This window comes from Mesorhizobium sp. M0678 (assembly GCF_040320505.1).
Classification (GTDB): Bacteria; Pseudomonadota; Alphaproteobacteria; order Rhizobiales; family Rhizobiaceae; genus Mesorhizobium.
Genome location: NZ_JAMYPT010000048.1, coordinates 1 through 15,299 on the forward strand (window position 1 = coordinate 1; position 15,299 = coordinate 15,299).

Genomic DNA, 15,299 nt, shown 5'->3' on the forward strand with positions numbered 1-15,299 from the left:
GCACGGCTCTGCAGGACGCGGCCTCGGTCGCCGGCCTGCTGGTCACCACCGAAGCCATGATCGCGGAGGCTCCGAAGAAGGAGTCGGCTGGCGGCGGCATGCCGGCTGGTATGCCCGGCGGTGGCATGGGCGGCATGGGCGGCATGGACTTCTAAGACATCCATCAGCCTTCAGATTACGGAAAGGGCGGCAGCAATGCCGCCCTTTTTTATGTGCCGAGCATGATCGACAGCTTTAGACGTGCAAGTCCTCTACCCAGCCTGATGGCGGCGAAGGCTTAGCGAAGCGCAACGGCGTCGTCGTGAGACGGGGTCTGGCCGTGTCCTTTCGTTCAGCCGCTGGTCGAAACTCACGATGATCGTGCTGCCTCTCGCCCGCCGTCGATCTCTACAGGGCTGCGAGAAGGCCTTGCCAACGGCTGGCAGACCCTGGTTGCGGTAGAACTCATCGCATCGTTCGAAGGGCTCCGATACCTGATGGCCTATGGTCGTCAGCTCTTTCAATTGGAACTCGTCTTTTCGGCCATGATCGTGGTCGGCCTGACCGGATTGGTGATCCACGGCCTGCTCACGCTTGCCGAAAACTATCTGCAACGCTGGCGTCCGGAGACCCCACGATCAGCATGATCACGATTGCAGGTCTGGATAGGCTGTCGCACGGCGCTTCCATCGCACCGCCGCCCTTCCGCTCCATCGGCCGACATCTGCGGCCGCTTGCGGTGTCGATGGCGATGCTCGCGATTTGGGAGTTGCTCGCCCATGCCGGCGCTGCTGACCCACGTTTTCTACCGCGGCTGGGAGAGGTGGCGGCCCGCGGCATGGCAGAGTTCAGCCGAGGTGGCCTCGGCTCCAATCTTCTGGCGAGCCTGGAACGTGACCTGATCGGTTTCGTGTGTGGCAGTATGGCGGAATCGCGCTTGGTCTGGTGATCGGATTTCCCGCCTCATCGAACGCCTGAGAGGCTCGTGGTCGCGGTTGTGTTACCGCTATTACGTGACCTGATCACGTTGACGATGCCAGCACCTTCATTGGCCACTTTCTGGACCATGTACGTCACATCAGGCTCCCCGCCCGATCGACACGAGCCGGCTTTGTAACCAAGCCGCCGTCATATGGCGGTTCCACGACGGCACTGGCGGCAGTCGTCTTCTCAGCGGCTACAGGTGGATGTTTCAGCAGCCAACGAATCCGATGGTGGCAAGGACAGGCAGACCAAGCACCGCGTAGAAGCCGTACTCCGCTGGAGTTCGCCTCGGAAGTGGAGCGACAAGGGCCTGATTTGTCTTGCCATGCCGACATTGTCAGCACGCTTTTCGAAGCCTCTGAATTCCTTAGTGTCCATCCCAGCTCGACTTCCGACCATCCCCATTTCCGGCTGCCTGCGGCACGGTAGCCCTTGGCCTCTTGCTGCGCTCGAGCGGATCAGCGTGCCGTCCGCCTCCTCTGGCTGATCAAAATGTCTGCACCCATTTGGGAATGGCCGCTTCGCGCAAAAGTATTCCCCCGTGAGCCGACTTTCCGAATTGGCTTAACTTCCAAATCTGTGGCTTTGCCTGCATTGCGGACCGCGGAGTTCCGACCACTCGCCCAAGGGTATGCCATGGCGTTTCGTCTCTTTGTTCCGATCCTTGCCGGTGCAACGCTGCGCGAGCGGCTGCTCGCCTGCATCGGGGCCATGATCGGCATCGCATTGACTGGCGTGATCAGTGCGCTGGCGAACGGGTCTGGCCCACATGTCGCACTGCTGGTTGCTCCAATGGGAGCATCGGCCGTGCTGCTCTTTGCCGTGCCTTCAAGCCCGCTGGCGCAACCTTGGTCGATTATCGGTGGCAATACGGTTTCGGCGCTGGTCGGGGTGATCGTGGCGCATTTCGTGCATGAACCCGTCCTTGCTACCGGCATTGCGGTGGCGCTGGCCATCGCCGCCATGTCGTTCACGCGCTGCCTGCATCCGCCGGGTGGCGCCGCCGCCTTAACCGCGGTGTTCGGCGGACCGGCCGTCTTCAGCTCGGGCTTGCTGTTTCCCTTCGTTCCGGTAGCGCTGAACTCGATCGTGTTGGTCGCACTCGGCTACGGCATCCATAAACTGTCGCGGCGCAACTATCCGCATGTGGCGGCCCCCGCCCTTAAAAGCGCGCATGGAACCATCGATCCGCCGGCGCGGGAGCGGGTCGGCTTCCAGCCCGAGGATGTCGATGCCGCGCTCGGCGCGCTGGAGGAAACCTTCGATATCGACCGCAACGATCTTGAGCGGCTGCTACGGCAGGTCGAGTTGCAGGCGATGGTGCGCTCCCACCGGACCCTGCTGTGCGAGGACATCATGTCGCGCGATGTGATTTCGGTCGATGAACATGCGCCTGCCGACCAGGCGCGTCACTTGCTGCTCGATCACAACATCCGGACGCTGCCGGTGACCGACGCCGAGGGCGGGCTGGTCGGTGTAGTTGGCCTGCGCGAGCTGACGAAGGCGACCGACGCGGTGAGGGCTGTGATGTCGAAGGCTGGCACCGCCTCTCCCGATACGCCGGCCATGAGCCTGCTGCCGGTGCTCACCGACGGCCGCAGCCATGCCGTGGTCATCGTCGATGCCGAGCGACGCATTATTGGGCTGATCACCCAGACCGACCTGCTGGCAGCGGCAGCGCGCGTGCACATGGCCGACACAACGCCGGCAGCGGCATAAAATAGTGATCCGGACTTGCTCAATCCGGGAACCTGATGGGGCGCCAATAGGATAGCGGTATTAAGTGCGGCCTTCCGCCTAAGACAATTCCTTTTTACGAGTAGATCAACCCTGAAACGCGACCGCGCGCTCACGCATCTGGTTCACGCAGGCCAAGTACGACTGCAACAACGGAACGCTCTTCAACCTTGCCGGTGGCCAGAGCCAGTCCGCTATGTCGACCAAAGGCGCGGACTACAAGTGGGTCAAGTGTCCTTTCCGATCGTCGTCACAGCAAACACCCTTACGGCAGAACCGGAGGAACAGCATGGACATGCAAACAGCCAGTTCAATGCAGACATCGCCACAGGCTCAATCCCCTGACCCTGGAGCGTGGACCCTGGAGAAGGCTCAGGCACTTCACGATGCCCCCTTCAAAATCTCCTCTTCCTTGCGCAAACCGTGCACCGCCAGAATTTCGATCCCAACAAGGTCCAGCTCAGCCGGCTTCTCAGCATCAAGACAGGCGGCTGCCCGGAGGATTGCGGCTATTGCAGCCAGCGTATCAGAGGGCATCGCGATAAAAGTACGCCAAACAACGCTAAGGGAGAACAAACGGTGATCTGATTTCGTTCGACGCTCGTTTTCGAGAGCCGTTCTGGGTCGTTCGCAATCAACTGTGTAGGCCAGCGGAGCGAGCAAGGAGCGCCAGATCCGGACAGGGCTGAGTGGGGTGTTTCTCCGAAAGGTGGGCCATGCCCTAAGGGACACGAGATGTAGTGGACTCGTCGATCCGCGCGGTTTCGATTCGCGCACCCGGGCACAACGCTGGGATAAGTCCCATCAGATGCTCTCCGGTGGCCGTCATCTGTTTAGCTGACATTGGGCCGAGGGCTTCCAGCACGAGCCACATGGCGCGGGTATTGACCGTGACCATGGTGCGCCGCCCCTGCCGCCAGTTCCAGCGGCGGCACGTGACACCGCCATCATCGCACCAGATGACTTCGCCCGGTTCGGGATGCTCGGTTACCATTTCACCTTGCTGGATCGTGTCGAATGGCTCCGCTCCCTTCGCAATTAAAAGTCTCGGGAGGCCCTGGTAAAGATCGAGATCCTCCCCGCCAATCGGAACGCCATACAACACGCTGACGGCATTGTAGGCATCAACCAGTGGGATATCCGCGGGAGAGAGCCATCTTTCCGCACCCGCTTGAGAAGCGCGGCGGCCGAGCACGGCGTTCGATTGGCTTTTGTGCCGAAAGCCTCGTAGGCAACGGCCCACGCCGCAAGATGCGCGTCCCTTTGGGCGTCATCGCGAAGCGCGGCCTGTTCCGCCGCCGCAATCGTGTCGTTCAACGCCTGTGCATCCGGCACGTCGATTTCAGCGTTCCGCACCACAATCCTGATCAGATGAAAATCCGGGTAGCGGGCCTTGATCTCGGGGGCAATCAATGCGTGAAAGATATGGGATGCTCTTTTCTCATGGGGAGGCTTTGCGATGGGGGTCGTTCGGGAGATGTATGAAGAAGGGTGCTTGTCGAGCGTCCAGATCTTCTAGCATCGGCGTGGTGCATGCCGCACCATGCGCTGGATAATTCCATCATTCGGCCGACCGTAGCCCTTGATGGTGTAGCAGATGAAGCAGACGGGCCGGTCATGGCTGGAAGCCGCTTCGAAGGCTTCGAGGAGGCTCGGCATTTCATGCCCGCCAAGGTTCGTCATGAGTGCCTGCAACGCGTCGTCGGAGCGGCGTTCAATCAGGGCGGCGACCGGCCCCTGATCTCCGATCTCGTCGAGGAGCCGCTTGCGCCAGGCAGCACCCCCTTGGAAGGTCAGCACCGCATAGAGCTGGTTGGGACACCGCTCGATCCACTCACGCAGCTTCTCGCCCCCCGGCTCAGTGAAGGCTGCCTCTTGCTGCGCACCATGGCGCAGGATCATCACATCCCAGCCGAAATTGCGGAAAATCTGCTCGAACCGCTGCCAGAGGCCCTCCCGGATCACGGCGTCGAGCGACTGGCGGTTGTAGTCCACGATCCACCAGCAGTTCCGTAGCCCGTGCTTCCAGCCCTCGATCAGGGCTTCGTAGATGTTGCCCTCGTCCATTTCGGCATCGCCGATCAGGCTGATCATCCGACCCTCGGGGCGGCCCTTCATCCAGCCATGGGCCGAGACGTAGTCCTGCACCAGCGAGGAAAACAGCGTCTGCGCGACGCCGAGACCCACCGACCCGGTCGAGAAATCGACATCGTCGATGTCTTTGGTCCGCGAAGGGTAGCTTTGGGCGCCCTTGTAACCGCGAAAGTTCATGAGCTTTTCACGGGTCTGGTTGCCGGCGAGATACTGGAGTGCGTGGAAGATCGGCGCCGCGTGAGGTTTGACCGCCACCCGGTCCTGCGGGCGCAGCACCGATCCGTAGAGTGCAGTCATGATCGTGCTCAGGGAGGCTGAAGAAGCCTGATGGCCGCCGACCTTGATCTCATCTCCCTCGCGGACGTGGTTGGCGTGGTGGATCGTCCAGGCTGCGAGCCAGGAAGCGCAGCGCTCGATCTCGTTCAAATATGCAAGTTTCGTCATCATTCACTTCCCCGAAAATCAGCGGTCGGACCGATGCCTCCCAGAGTAGATCGTCAAAGATCGAGCTTCAGCACGCCCGTCGCGCGTGACACGCAGGGGATGAAGCGATGGCCGCGTGCGTCTTTGGACAGGACGGAATCCCGATGGATCGGCTGTCCACTAAGCATAACGCATTCGCAGGTCCCGCAAACCCCGTTCTCGCATGAGGCCAGTAAGGGCACCCCGGCGGCGCGCAGAGCCGCGAGCGCCGTGGTCTGCGCCGAAACCTCAACCATCCTGCCCTCACGGAGTTCTATGACGAATGGTTCCGGTGGTGCGCCATCAAAGTCGGGAGGCTGGAAAGTTTCGAAATGAACCGTGCCCTCAGGCCAGTGTTCAGCCGCCCGCCCCACGGCGGCCATGAATCCGGGCGGTCCGCAATAGTAAACCTGTGCCTCGGCCGAACGGTTCGCCAGCAGCGCGGCGATGTCCTGCCGGGTCGCCGTCTCGTCGTCGAAATGGAGCCGAACATTGCCGCCAGGAAGATCGCCCTCGATCACCGGCAAGAGTGGCGTGAGCGCCCGGCTGCAGGTGAAATAGTGCAACTCGAAGGGCTTGGCCTGCCGGGTGAGCGCGCGCGCCATGGCCAGAACCGGGGTGATCCCGATCCCCCCTGCCAGCAGCAAAGTCGGCCCCTCGCCTGGCTTGAGCGCAAAATGGTTGCGTGGCGCGGAGACAGGCAGTGTGGAGCCGACGGCAATGGTTTCGTGGATCCACGCCGAGCCGCCACGGCCGTCATTCTCGCGCTTCACCGCGATGGTGTAGCGGCTGAGCTCGGTCGGGTCGCCGCAAAGAGAATACTGACGCACCTTCCCTTCAGGCAGATGGACATCGACGTGAGAACCCGCCTCGAACGGCGGCAGCACAGGTTTGCGCGGGTGTTTGAGGCCGATGACCAGTACTTCCCCCGGCTCCTTGCGGACAGCGGTCACGGTCAGCTTCATGACGATGCGGGGCGAGGCCATGGCGTTTCACTCGTCGATGGGCAAGATCAGATCACCGGGGCGGATCACGCCCCCGACCTCGATTGCGCAGTTCAGGCCGGAGCGGTTCAGAAGCCCGTCGTAGAGACCCGGAAGCCCCAGCAACTCCTCGATATACTTGCACGGGACATTCATCCGGACGGCTCTAAGGATCGTTTCCCCGACCCGGAAGCGTTTGCCGACAAGATGGCCTAGCGGAGCGCCTCGTGTCGTCAGATTGCGCCGGTGATCTTCGGGCGCAAGCTTGGCCTTGAAGCCCGGTATCCTGGGTTCGCCCTGCGCGATGGCTTCCAGAACTTCAGCTTCGATCAGCGTCACCTCGCGAACGTCGGGACGCGCCGAATAGGTCCCCGCCCCCAGGTAGTAGCGATCTCCGACAATGCCTTGGCCGGCAACAAGCTACGCCTCCGCCAGATCCTCCATTTCATAAAAGGCAGCGGGCGCGATATGGATGTGAAGCAGTTTTCCTTGCCGCATGCATCGCTCTCGGAAATTCGTCTCGCACGAAAATCTGCCGCCAAACTGGCCTGATCAACAGCATGGTATGGCGTTTTCCCAGTCCAGTTGGCTTTGCAACGAAACGCGGTTCAGCCCAAGGGTCGGTTTCCTCGCCAGCACGCCGCGTCCCCGCCGTTTTAGCCACCGTGTCCCGGCAACCCGTCTTGTACCTGCCTGACAACCGCTCGCAGGACGTCAACGCCCTTCTCGATCTGCCGAATGCTCAAGGCGGCATAGCCCATGACAAGCCCCATGCGATCGATGTGGCCTTCGTCCGACTGCCGCTCGTAAAGGGGCGAGATCAGGTGTAGCCCCAGGCCCGCGCCTCGGGCGGCTTCGACCAGGCTCGTTTCCCGCGATCGCGGCAGTTCGTCGAACCAAACGACGACGTGCAGACCGGCCTCTGCTCCCTGGACAGCGATGCGATCGCCGAAGCTGCGCCGCAAGGCGCCCAACAACGTCCCCCGACGCTCGCCGTTCAGCCTGCGCACGCGCCGCACATGGCTTTCGTAGCCGCCACTCTCGATCAAAGAGGCCAGAGCCTCCTGTTCAGCCACCGGCGAATGCCGGTCCGCGAATTGTTTGGCGGTTGCGAAGACCTCCTGCAATTCCGGCGGGACGACGAGGTAGCCGATACGCAGCATCGGCGAGAGCGTTTTGGAGATCGTGCCGAGGTAGATGACAGCCCCGTGGTCCTCGAGACTGTGCAGCGGAGGGACCGGATTGATGTCGTAGCGATATTCGCTGTCGTAGTCGTCCTCGATCACATAGGCGTTGTTGTGCCGCGCCCATTCCAGAAGCTGATGGCGGCGTGTGATCGGCATGACGCCGCCCAGCGGAAACTGATGCGATGGCGTGACATAGGCCAGTCGTGCACCAATCCCCGCCAGCAACTCCGTCTTCATCCCGTCCTCGTCGACGGTGACCGGGATGGGCGAGGCGCCTGTGCTGGCAAAGACCTGACGCGCCATCCTGTAGCACGGGTCCTCGATGACGAAGCGGTCGGCACGATCGAGAAGCAGGCGCGCGCACAGGTCGAGGCCCTGCTGCGAACCGTTGACGATGATGATCTGCTCGAGGTCGCAGCTCAGGGTTCGGGCGCGCCAGAGATAGCCCTGGAGCGCCTGACGCAGCCGGCGCGAGCCGCGAGGGTCGTCATAGGCAAGACGCAACGGGCGCTGCGCCATTGCCTCGTTCATCGCGCGTTTCCAGATCAATGCAGGGAAATCTGACGGCGCCAGGTCGCCATAGCGGAAATCGACCTTTAGCGCATTCGGCAGATAATCTGGCCAGGGCGGTGTAGCGCGCAGTCGTCGCCCATAGGCGGACAGAAGAACCGGGCCGACTCGTTTCGCGACAGTGCGGCTCGTCTCAGGACCGATCAGCGAGGATGCAACGCGAGGTCGTGCGCCTTTACGGACTTCGATAAAACCTTCCGCGGTCAGTTGCTCATAGGCGACCGTCACCGTCGTTCGCGAAACTCCAAGGTCATCTGCCAGGCCGCGGGAGGACGGCAGCTGACTACCGGTTTCATAGACGCCGCCGAGGATTTGCTCGCGAAGAGCCTCGTAGATCTGGCGTGCACCCATCGCGTGCGAGCGACCTGCAGAACCGGCACTTGAAGACTGGACCATTTCATTCATTGCTAACTGGATATTTCACATTGGCCAGTTTGCCGTCAATCTTTCGGAAACCCAAGCAAGATCTTAGAGGCCGAATGACCCGCTCCTATCAATCGGAAACCGATGCTCTCATGCGGTCGCTCAACGACACCGGTCCCGGATTCGCCACTCGGGCGATCCATCATGGCTACGATCCCGCCGGCTTTTCCAATGCCGTTCAGCCGCCAGTCTTCTTGACCTCGACCTATGGATTCGAAAGCGTGGCAGCGAACGAGGCCGCCGCCGCGCTTGGCGGAAGGCTCTATGCGCGCGAATACAATCCGACGACGGAGATCCTCGAGCAACGGCTCGCCAATTTGGAAGGAGCCGAGGCAGGTCTGGTCGTTGCCTCGGGGATGGCGGCTTTCGGGACGCTGATCCTGTCGCTCCTGTCCCAAGGGGATGAACTCATCGTCCACAGGACACTTTATGCGAACACGCTTGCCATGGTCGAACAGGCGGTCCCCCGCTTCGGCATCAAGGTCGTCGCGGTCGACCTGTCCGATCCTCAAAATCTCGATGCCGCGATTACCGAGCGGACCCGGCTTGTTTTTTTCGAGACGCCGGTGAATCCGCTGAGCCGCATCCTCGACATCGCTGCCATTGCCGAGCGCGCCCACGCGCGCGGTGTAAAGGTTGCAGTCGACAGCACCTTCGCCTCGCCCGCGCTCCAGCGGCCGCTCGAACATGGGGCCGACCTCGTGCTCCACTCGCTGACCAAATACATCAATGGGCATGGTGACGCCCTTGGCGGGGCGATTCTCGGCGACGCGCAAACGCTCCGCACGCTGCACGAGACGGGCCTGCGCTACATCACCGGCGCAGCGCTCTCGCCCATGTCAGCCTTCCTGATCCTGCGCGGTCTGAAGACGCTCACGCTGCGCATGGAACGCCACAGCGCCACTGCCCTTGCGGTGGCTCAGGCGCTCGAGGCGCACCCGGCGGTGGCATGGGTGAGTTATCCCTTCCTCGACTCGCACCCTGATCAGGTGACGGCGCGAAAGCAGATGTCCCACGGGTCGGGCATGTTGGCCTTTGGCCCCCACGCCGGATTCGAGGGCGCGCGCCGGATGATGGACCGGCTCAACCTGATCACCCGGGCTGTCAGCCTCGGCGATGCCGACAGCCTCATCTATCATCCGGCAAGCCTGACCCGTGCTCGTCAGCCGATCCGCAAGGATGCGCATCTGGCCGATGGAGTCGGCGAGGACCTCATGCGTCTCTCGGTGGGTCTTGAAGACGCCGATGACCTAATCGCCGACCTGCGGCGGGCTCTGGACGTCTTGTGATGACCTGTGGTCCGGCCAGTCCCGCGCTCGCGTACAAACCCGGAGCCTCGCCATGGCATTCCTGAGCGGCCTTTCCGCGTTTCCCATCACGCCGACCGATCGTGATGGCCGCGTCGATACCGTTGCTCTGCGCAGGCTGATTGCTCGGCTTGGCGCCGCTCAGGTCGACTCCATCGGTCTTCTCGGCAGCACCGGCACCTACATGTATCTGTCGCGCGAGGAACGGCGACGGACGCTCGCCGAGACCTTGGACGAAATCGCCGGGCGAACGCCGGTCGTGGTGGGTGTGGGCGCGTTGCGCACCGATGAAGCAGTGAGGTTCGCGCAGGACGCCAAGGCCCTTGGAGTTGCCGCGGGGCTGCTTGCGGCCGCCTCCTACACCCCGCTCACTGAGGACGAGGTGTTCGAACATTTCTCGACGGTGGCGTGCGAGAGCGGCCTGCCGATCGTCGTCTACGACAATCCAGGAACGACGCATTTCCATTTCACCCCAGCACTCGTCAGCCGCCTGGCAAAGGTGGGTGGGATTGTCGCTATCAAGAATCCGACAGACAAGGGCGATGCGATCAAGAGCCATCTGGCCGACCAGAGGCGCACTGTGCCGGAAGGGTTCTCGATCGGCTACAGCGGCGACTGGAACGCCGCAGAGGCCATGATCGCCGGCGCCGACACATGGTACAGCGTCCTCGCCGGCATCCTGCCCGAGGTCTGCGTGAAGATCGTCACGGCGGCGCAACAGGGCGATGCGGCCGAAGCGCGACGGATCGATGCCACGCTTGCGCCGCTCTGGAGCCTCTTCAAGGAGTTCTCGAGCCTTCGCGTCGTCTATGCACTTGCCGAATTGCTCGACATTTGCCGTGCCGACCCCCCGCGTCCCATCCTGCCTCTGCCCTCAGCAGCGAAGCGCCAGATCGCCGCCGCGTTGGAACGCTTGCCATCGGATGTCAGCCGGTGAACAGCGAACCCGGCGGCCAGTGAAAGGAACTGTCATGTATTTACCCGCTCATTTCGATGAACCGAGCCGAGAAGTCCTTTACGAACTGATCGAGAACAACGCACTCGGCGTTCTGATAACCATGGCTGGAGCGGTCTCGACGCCGATCACATCCCCTTCGAACTCGACACGTCACAGGGAGAAAACGGTACCCTTCGCTGCCACGTCGCACGCAACAATCCAGTTTGGCAGGACGTGGCGACCGGCGATGAGGTGCTCGTGGTGTTCCGCGCCGCCGACGCCTACATTTCGCCGCGGTGGTATCCGAGCAAGCAGGAGTTCCACAAGCAGGTGCCGACCTGGAACTACCTCGTCGCACATGCATATGGACGGATCACAATCCACGACGACGAACGCTATGTCCGCCGCAATGTCGCCAAACTGACTCACAGGCACGAGGCGACTGAGCCTGTCCCATGGAAGATGGGTAACGCACCGAAGGACTTCATCGACACTATGGTCAAGGCGATCATCGGCCTGGAGATCGAGATCACCCGCCTTGTAGGCAAAGCCAAGCTCAGCCAGAACAAGGAGGCACGTGATATCTGCAATGCCGGCGAAATGCTGAACGCCCAAGGCGACCGGCGCGTCGGTCAGGCGATGCTTGCAGCCGCCCGCCGGAAGCCCGAACAAGGCTGAAGAGCGTGGCCCATCGCACTTTGATGAATGTCAGCAAAGCTTGCCCTACTGGATGGTACTGCGAAAAGCCGAGCGAACGATAAGCGCCTGGCACACGAAATTGCACGCCGCCTTCCAGAGACCGGTCCAGCCGACCCAGCAACGTCAGCCTTCCAGGCGTAGCGGTCGGCCCAATTGAGCAGTCAACGACGAAAACGGGTCACGCTTTGCCCTTGAAGTTCCCAGAGCGAGAGTTTGCAAAGCGTCGGAAGTGCTCACTGCGCTGGCCGACTGATGCCCAGTCGCCTCATTTCGGCGATAGACGGTCGATCGGCCGAGACCCAGTGCCTCGCAGCTTCGGTCGGCGACATGTTGGCCTTGATCAGCTTGATGGCGGCCTCGACCTTTTACATGTCGAGCGGTTGCCGACCGGGTTGTCTCCCTTTCGCCCGTGCTGCAGCCACGCCATCTTTCGTGCGCTCGGAAATCAGCCGTCGCTCGAAATGAGCGATCGCACCGAATACACGGAACACGAGCTCGCCTGCGGCTGAGGATGTATCGATCTTCTCTTCCAGACTGAGCAGGTCGATCTGGCGTTCGCCTCGACGCTGATCGAGGCCTTGGAATTCAAAGGCGGGCGGAGAAGCGCCCGCACGATCGCCGGAATCCGTATGCTCCGCGAACTGAAGAGATCGGGCAAACGCGATGTTCCCCCCGATGCGCCGATGCCGTTCAAGAAGGACTGGCGCAAGCTGGTGATCGGCCCGGATGGCAAGATCAATCGCCCGCTCTATGAAACGGCAATGCTCGCCCATTTGCGCAACAAGCTGGGTTCTGGGGACGTGTGGGTGGAACGGTCTTCCGCGTACCGTCGTTTCGACAGCTATCTCTTGCCCGAGCCGGTGGCCGCACCGATCGTTTCGAAACTTGGGTTGCCGTCAGCCGCCGACGAATGGCTCGATCGGCGCGGCCGGAAGCTCGATTGGCGGCTGAAAAAGTTTGCGCACCGCCTCAAGCGGAACAAGCTCGACGGCGTGCGCCTGGTTGAAGATCGCGATCTTGGGCGCCTCGGCGCTGCAGCCAGGTCGTTCAACAACAGTTTGCGTAGGTGCCGATAGGGCGTCCTCTTTACTCCGAAGATGCATCCCTTATCGAGGGTCTCAGGGCGGCACTCGTCGACCGGGGGAACAAAGAGGTAAGACGATCCGACTGTTTCGCCGCGTGGGCGGAGAAGAATTCGTCCTGGTGTTGCCAAACACATTAGCTGCTGCAGCGGAGCTGATCATCGCAAGGATGCTCAACTGTGTTCGCAACTCACGGCCGCTCAGGGAGAAGTTAGAATTTGGATACACCTTCTCGGCTGGAGTCGCTACTGCTCGCGCGGGCGACACCACCACCGAGATATGCTGGCTCGGGCTGATACGGCTCTCTATTCCGCCAAGATGGCGGGGCGCAATCGCATCCATCTTGCAGCTTGAACCAATCTGCGCCGATACTGCGTTACATAGGTGAATAACGCCAAGGTGGGTTCGTCTTCGTAGCCGTGGGAGTGGCTCAGACCCAGTCAATCGTAAGAGTGCACAAGACCTAAAGCGCTAGGACCAACGGAGGGCTCAGCGGAGCAGGTTGGCCCCCGAAAGGTGCGACTCCGGCCTCGTCCGGGGGACTTGCGCCGCTGGAGAATGCGATGTTTGGTCGATCTGGCTGCCACACAGCGGGCCACCTTGGCTGGCTTACACAAACTTTGCCATCAGGTTGGCATGAACCTGTGCTCCAGCTGGAATGCGTGTACCAGAAATTCGCGGACACCGATGGAGAATCCGGTTTTTGGGTCGGAACGCCGTTGTCGTCGGAATCCGCACTGACATCTAAAGCGTGGTGCTCGGAATGGCTGCCGCCGCGAACGAAGCAGGCCGGAAATCCGGCATCGAACTTGTCTTTGATCTGCGTCAATGCACCTGCAGCAGACTCGAGTTATTCAGGGGATTTCCCTTGCCTTCGGGTAGGGGAGTTGAGTTCCAATTGAATCGAACACCTTAGGACAGTATGCAAGAGCCCCGACGGACACAGCAATCACTGCTAGACATGATCCATGATGTAATCAATACGGCTCCGAGTGCGCTCGCACGTATAGCTCTGTATATTGAGCAAGATCCGAAGGCTGTTCTAACGATGTCCATCGCCGACCTAGCGCACGACACCGCAACTGGGCCTGCTTCAATAATAAGATTTTGCCGAAGGCTGGGACTCTCGGGATTCCGCGAGTTTAAGATTGCGCTCAGCGGCGACATTGAGCGGGTAACGCTGATTGAGCTGGCTGAACGCGCCGCACCAGAAGATATAGACGTAGCACCGGGAGTCGCCGCTCTCAGTACTGCTTTACAAAGCTCAATTGCCGCGTCCGCTCGAGGTTTTGACGATCTTCAAATTACTGGGCTTGCCAACCGCGTCCGAGCGGCCCGTCGCGTCGAAGTGTTTGGCGCGGGGCCGTCTTCAGTCTGCGCTGATATTTTGGCCATGCGGCTGATCTGGCTAGGGTTCCCCGCGCATTCCTCGGGGTCCGCCACCATGTCTCACGCTCTTGCGCGGAGACTTGGCTCGTCGGGCCTTGCTCTTGGCGTTTCCTCGCTTGGCCACACTGAGGAAACCAGGGCTTTTCTGGCAATTGCGCGCAAAACCGGAGCATATACGATTGCCATTACGACCCGCGCGGACTGCCCGATCGCTCAGACTGCCGACGAGGCGGTCTTGTTTACCTCGGCTGGAGCTTGGCCACAGTCCGGGTCGGCGATGCATGTTCCGCCTGTAGTATTGCTGAGCGAATATCTCTGCCAGTGTCTGCAGGTGAGGGAAGTTTGAACGCCTGACTAGGCTAATCCGGCCAGTTTCGACGCCATACCCGAATCTCACCTTGGGCACGTGCTCGAGCCAGAGGCGGCGAACATGAACCGCCGCGTTTCCTGCGAAGGTCGAGCCGCGCCACCTGGTGCTTGCTGCCAGCCCCCAGCACCGGAGATGAGATCAGGCAAGGGGGACGAGCGTGAGTAAACTCGACGAGCACCCGCCGCAACAGACATTTTAGCCTATTTGGCAAGCCACGGCCTAGCCGGAACGGTGCTGGGTCCAGACGGTATCATCAGCGCAATAGCTCGAGGATGCGAAGCGACCACTTTGTTGATCGTGCCGTGGCTCGAAAGAGGGTGTCAACTGCTGTCGGGCCTTTTCGATTGCCGGCAATCTGCGCATTTCGCAAAAGCCGGACAGGGGTGGGGTACACTCCAGGGCTGTGTCCGGGAATTGCCGAAACACGCAGGCAATCTGCACTATGAGTCGGCGAGTCAAGCAGCGGGGATTGGTCAAGCCCCGTCGTCATGACGCGGATAAAAAGACGATTTTGAGCTGATTCCGAGTTCGCGGGAGCGGTTGCGCAGGACCGACTACGCTTCTCATCCTGTTGGAGGTTCTTTACGAAGCCCTGTCCGAGCATTCCTCGAAAACAGATGTGCAGCCGCATGGTATTGAGCCTTTTTCCGATTCCTTTCTAACCTGGGCCTGATTTGCCCCGCAGATGCGCACATCGCCTCGAGCGGGGGCTTGCGGACCTTAATCGGGACCTCGTCTTGGAGACGATGTTTCCTCTCCGCTTAGCCCGCGTGTCGAAGGAAATTCTCGACTTCCGATTCTTACTTCCGGAGCCCGATGTGATGGTGAAATACCCAGACGTTGAACCAGGCCTTAAAGAGGAAGTCCCTTGGTCCGACAGCCTGACCACCTACGATAGGGAGCACTTCAGGACCTATCTAAGGTTTGTCGATGCATCTGCCGACAACGCCAGCTATGAGGAGATGGCTCAGATCATCCTCGGCATCGATCCGGTGTGACCTGCCACCGAATTTTCATCCAGCCGCAATTAGAGCCTCGGCGGGTTGTACGCCGTATGGCGCGGGTTGAGCAACGGGCGATCGGCGGAGCTGGTCGG

12 protein-coding genes and 4 pseudogenes are annotated in these 15,299 nt (G+C 61.1%); 10 read left to right on the forward strand and 6 right to left on the reverse strand.

Annotated elements, in window-relative coordinates:
* Positions 1–476: 476 nt before the first annotated feature.
* The 4 genes and pseudogenes from NKI29_RS32505 to NKI29_RS32520 all read left to right on the forward strand — a co-directional run.
* Complete coding sequence (locus tag NKI29_RS32505; RefSeq protein ID WP_352779598.1) at positions 477–626, forward strand: hypothetical protein; 150 nt, start codon at positions 477–479, stop codon at positions 624–626.
* Positions 623–928 (forward strand): ABC transporter permease family protein, encoded by a 306-nt coding sequence (locus NKI29_RS32510; protein ID WP_352798584.1) that lies wholly within the window; start codon positions 623–625, stop codon positions 926–928. Before NKI29_RS32505 ends, NKI29_RS32510 begins: the two co-directional genes overlap by 4 nt.
* Positions 929–1,599: 671 nt before the next feature.
* On the forward strand, positions 1,600–2,682 hold the full coding sequence (locus NKI29_RS32515) for an HPP family protein (protein WP_352798585.1): 1,083 nt from the start codon (positions 1,600–1,602) through the stop codon (positions 2,680–2,682).
* A 331-nt stretch (positions 2,683–3,013) separates the two neighbouring features.
* Positions 3,014–3,222, forward strand: a pseudogene (locus NKI29_RS32520) (biotin synthase BioB); the annotation flags it as partial.
* 199 nt (positions 3,223–3,421) lie between these two features.
* Here NKI29_RS32520 and NKI29_RS32525 read toward each other — a convergent pair.
* From NKI29_RS32525 to pdxR, 5 genes and pseudogenes are all read right to left on the reverse strand, one after another.
* Positions 3,422–3,895 (reverse strand): B3/B4 domain-containing protein, encoded by a 474-nt coding sequence (locus NKI29_RS32525; RefSeq protein ID WP_352798587.1) that lies wholly within the window; start codon positions 3,893–3,895, stop codon positions 3,422–3,424.
* A 362-nt stretch (positions 3,896–4,257) separates the two neighbouring features.
* Positions 4,258–5,241, reverse strand: a pseudogene (locus tag NKI29_RS32530) (thiamine pyrophosphate-binding protein); the annotation flags it as partial.
* Positions 5,242–5,291: 50 nt separating this feature from the next.
* Positions 5,292–6,242, reverse strand: coding sequence for a PDR/VanB family oxidoreductase (locus tag NKI29_RS32535; protein WP_352798589.1), 951 nt, complete (start codon positions 6,240–6,242; stop codon positions 5,292–5,294).
* Positions 6,243–6,248: 6 nt separating this feature from the next.
* Positions 6,249–6,737, reverse strand: a pseudogene (locus tag NKI29_RS32540) (MOSC domain-containing protein).
* A 158-nt stretch (positions 6,738–6,895) separates the two neighbouring features.
* Positions 6,896–8,392, reverse strand: a complete 1,497-nt coding sequence (pdxR, locus tag NKI29_RS32545; protein WP_502896752.1) for a MocR-like pyridoxine biosynthesis transcription factor PdxR — start codon at positions 8,390–8,392, stop codon at positions 6,896–6,898.
* A gap of 83 nt (positions 8,393–8,475) precedes the next feature.
* Between pdxR and NKI29_RS32550 the strand changes: the two genes are divergently transcribed.
* The 3 genes from NKI29_RS32550 to NKI29_RS32560 all read left to right on the forward strand — a co-directional run bounded on the left by NKI29_RS32550 (position 8,476) and on the right by NKI29_RS32560 (position 11,341).
* Positions 8,476–9,708, forward strand: a complete 1,233-nt coding sequence (locus tag NKI29_RS32550) for a trans-sulfuration enzyme family protein (RefSeq protein WP_352798591.1) — start codon at positions 8,476–8,478, stop codon at positions 9,706–9,708.
* 52 nt (positions 9,709–9,760) lie between these two features.
* Positions 9,761–10,663 carry a dihydrodipicolinate synthase family protein gene (locus tag NKI29_RS32555; RefSeq protein ID WP_352798593.1) on the forward strand — a complete coding sequence of 301 codons (903 nt, stop codon included), beginning with the start codon at positions 9,761–9,763 and terminating at the stop codon, positions 10,661–10,663.
* 150 nt (positions 10,664–10,813) lie between these two features.
* Entirely contained in the window at positions 10,814–11,341 is a 528-nt protein-coding gene (locus NKI29_RS32560) for an FMN-binding negative transcriptional regulator (RefSeq protein WP_352579574.1), read from the forward strand.
* A gap of 386 nt (positions 11,342–11,727) precedes the next feature.
* Here NKI29_RS32560 and NKI29_RS33580 read toward each other — a convergent pair whose 3' ends face one another.
* A complete protein-coding gene (locus NKI29_RS33580; RefSeq protein ID WP_502896753.1) occupies positions 11,728–12,027 on the reverse strand; it encodes a recombinase family protein in 300 nt (99 codons plus the stop codon).
* Here NKI29_RS33580 and NKI29_RS32570 point away from each other — a divergent pair.
* From NKI29_RS32570 to NKI29_RS32580, 3 genes and pseudogenes are all read left to right on the forward strand, one after another.
* Positions 11,917–12,375: pseudogene (locus NKI29_RS32570) on the forward strand (Tn3 family transposase); the annotation flags it as partial. The gene NKI29_RS33580 and the pseudogene NKI29_RS32570 overlap by 111 nt on opposite strands.
* Before the next feature lie 1,030 nt (positions 12,376–13,405).
* Complete coding sequence (locus NKI29_RS32575) at positions 13,406–14,179, forward strand: MurR/RpiR family transcriptional regulator (protein WP_352798594.1); 774 nt, start codon at positions 13,406–13,408, stop codon at positions 14,177–14,179.
* Between the two features lie 761 nt (positions 14,180–14,940).
* Positions 14,941–15,201 carry a hypothetical protein gene (locus tag NKI29_RS32580; RefSeq protein ID WP_352798596.1) on the forward strand — a complete coding sequence of 87 codons (261 nt, stop codon included), beginning with the start codon at positions 14,941–14,943 and terminating at the stop codon, positions 15,199–15,201.
* Positions 15,202–15,299 lie beyond the last annotated feature (98 nt).